Genomic DNA, 2,915 nt, shown 5'->3' on the forward strand with positions numbered 1-2,915 from the left:
TTAGACTGACATTATTAGGTGTCATTACCAACATTTATCTTGAGTTAGGCTTTCCCTATAAAATTTTCACTATTCAGTTGTAGCAAATGGACATGTTTGTCAAACTCCTCAGGAGTTTCGATTTATCACATAGCAAAAAAATCGGTGCAACTCATTTTTGAGTTGCACCATGTGCTAGTACATTAAAACATCCTTATGTGGTAAATCTCTTTTTTCATTATTTTTTAGCAATAACTTCTACTTCAATTAAAGCACCTTTAGGAAGTTTAGCAACTTCTACAGCAGATCTTGCTGGATAAGGTTCTACAAAGTATTCAGCATAAATACCATTTACTGTTGTAAAATCATCCATGTTATCTAAAAAAACAGTTGTTTTTACAACATTAGAGAATGATAACCCTTGGCTTTCTAATAAACCTTTCACATTTTTTAAAGCTTGATGAGCTTGTGCTTCGATTCCTTCTGGCATTTCACCTGTACTTGGTACTAGAGGAATTTGTCCTGAGAAAAAATACATATCCCCTACTTGTATTCCTTGACTATATGGACCAATAGCTCCTGGAGCTTGATCTGTTTTCACTACATTTTTCATTTTTTAATCCTCCTTGCCATATAATTATAACAAACTCTTCATATATTAAAATGATAAAGTTGTATTTTTTTTATGAAAACGTATAATTATTGAAAAGGATGTGTTTTTATGAAATACGGGTTAGTTTTATCAGGTGGTGGCTCTAAAGGAGCTTATGAATCAGGTTGTCTAAAAGCTTTACAAGAACTAGGATATCATTTTGATATTGTGACAGGTACTTCTATTGGTGCTTTAAATGGTTTACTTGTAGCTCAAGAAGATTATCAAAAGCTTTATGAATTATGGGATACTTTATCATTAGAAAAGGTTTTAAAGCATCCTATTCAATTTGATTTTTCTATTGAAAATCTAATGAATAATTCTTCTAATATAGGTCCTTTTTTAAAATCATATCTTGATAAAAAAGGTGCAGATATTGAACCTCTTATTCAATTAATCAAAGGTCTTTATAATGGTAAAAAAGCAAAAAATTCACCCATTCAATATGGTCTATGTACCGTTGCTTTTCCTTCTATGAAACCATTAGAAATCACAATAGATGAAATGAGCGAAGATAACATTGTAGAATATGCCATTGCTTCTGCTTCATGTTTTCCTGCTTTTCCTATTCATTATATTGATAAACAAGGGTATATAGATGGTGGATATTATGATAATTTACCTGTTTCTTTAGCTTTAAAAATGGGAGCACAAAAAATCATTGCAATTGAACTTAATCAAGAAGCTACACACTCCTATCTATTACATCGTGAAAATATCACATTCATTAGACCTTCTAAACATTTAGGTGGCTTTCTTGATTTTAATCGAGAAGTATTAGATCAAAGAATACGTTTAGGCTATCTTGATACTTTAAAAACATTTAAAAAATTAAAAGGGCATCGTTTTGCTTTTTATCCCGAAGAAATCATTCAAGAAATAACTTTGGCTTTCTATAATCAAATTTTAAACTATGAAGACCAATATAATCATCATTTACTTACAATTTCGGATGAAACACCTATTCTTGATTTATTAAAAGAAAATACGTATTTAAACTATTTACAATTAGAAGATTACTTTATTTTAGGTTTAGAACTTTATATGGGTGAACATGATTATGATGATTTAAAAGTATATCATTTTAATGAAATTATTCAGGATATCAAAAAACAAATTAAACCTGATTTAAGAGAAATAGAAAGAATTGATTTCAAAAATATTGCTCAATCTTTTAAAGATCTTACAAATCATCAAATTCTCAAAAGTTATCTATCCTATTTTATCAATAAAAAAGAAGAACATTTAAATTATGAAAATCTTTTCTTAAAAGAATTTGTCCTAGCAATGTTTATCACATGTGTCTTAAGCTATGAAATCTCATAGCTTTTTGACATTAATGTTATTTTTCTATAAACTAGAACTGATAGAAAGTTGGAATATTATGAAAAATATATTAAAAATTATCTTATGTGTTCTAGTATGCTATATCGCTATTGGAATTGGATGGGTTACTAAAGATATTATTATCCATGAAAATGTTAAAGATGGTATTGCCATCTTAGGGTATCATGGTGTTGTAAGTGATCAAGAAAAAAAAGCCAATTATGCTTCAAATCCTTATTTTATGTCTATAAGTGAATTTGAAAAACAAATGAAATATTTAGCAGAAAATAATTATCAATGTTTATCAATGGAAGATGTTAAAGCATATTATAACGGAAAGAAAGAAGTATCAAAAAAAGCTGTATGTTTAACTTTTGATGATGGTTATAAAAACTTTAATACAGTTGTTAAGCCTGTTATAAAAAAATATAATCTTCAAGCTACAAACTTTGTCATTGGATATAAAACTAAAACCAATAATCCGCTTTACTTACAAACAGAAGATTTAAAAAACGATCAATATGTTGAATACTATAGTCATTCTTATAATATGCACCATATTGGCCATCTTCCTTATAAAAAGAAAATAGAAACAATGACAACAAATGAAATAAAAAAAGACTTTGAGAAAAACAAAGGTCTTGTTTCAACCGATTACTTTGCTTTTCCCTATGGTGTCAGTTGTCAAAATGCTCAAGATTATCTTAAGTCAAGTTCTGTTAAATTAGCCTTTAGTTACAATCAAAATAGACATATGACACGTAATGATAAGCAATATTTACTTCCACGTTATCTTATGTTTTCTAATATGCCTTTTCCATTATTTAAATGGTGGGTAGAATAAAAGAACTATCAAAACGATAGTTCTTTTAATTAATAATTTTTAAAACATCATCTTCACTGTTAATATTAAATATATTAACAGTTAGTACTTCTAATTTATCGAGGGATGCTTTTG

Annotated in this window: 3 protein-coding genes; 2 read left to right on the plus strand and 1 reads right to left on the minus strand. The window is 28.0% G+C overall.

Annotated elements, in window-relative coordinates; all coding sequences use genetic code 11:
- Nucleotides 1-217: 217 nt before the first annotated feature.
- The gene (locus tag ACLVEP_RS12580; RefSeq protein ID WP_106988708.1) at nucleotides 218-592 is read right to left on the minus strand and encodes a RidA family protein; all 375 of its coding nucleotides are present in this window, start codon (nucleotides 590-592) and stop codon (nucleotides 218-220) included.
- A 108-nt stretch (nucleotides 593-700) separates the two neighbouring features.
- Between ACLVEP_RS12580 and ACLVEP_RS12585 the strand changes: the two genes are divergently transcribed.
- Nucleotides 701-1,957, plus strand: coding sequence for a patatin-like phospholipase family protein (locus ACLVEP_RS12585; protein WP_412585249.1), 1,257 nt, complete (start codon nucleotides 701-703; stop codon nucleotides 1,955-1,957).
- 58 nt (nucleotides 1,958-2,015) lie between these two features.
- A complete protein-coding gene (locus tag ACLVEP_RS12590) occupies nucleotides 2,016-2,801 on the plus strand; it encodes a polysaccharide deacetylase family protein (RefSeq protein WP_412585250.1) in 786 nt (261 codons plus the stop codon).
- Nucleotides 2,802-2,915: the final 114 nt, after the last annotated feature.

Origin of the sequence: Faecalibacillus sp. (assembly GCF_047023275.1) — a bacterium.
Classification (GTDB): domain Bacteria; phylum Bacillota_I; class Bacilli_A; order Erysipelotrichales; family Coprobacillaceae; genus Faecalibacillus.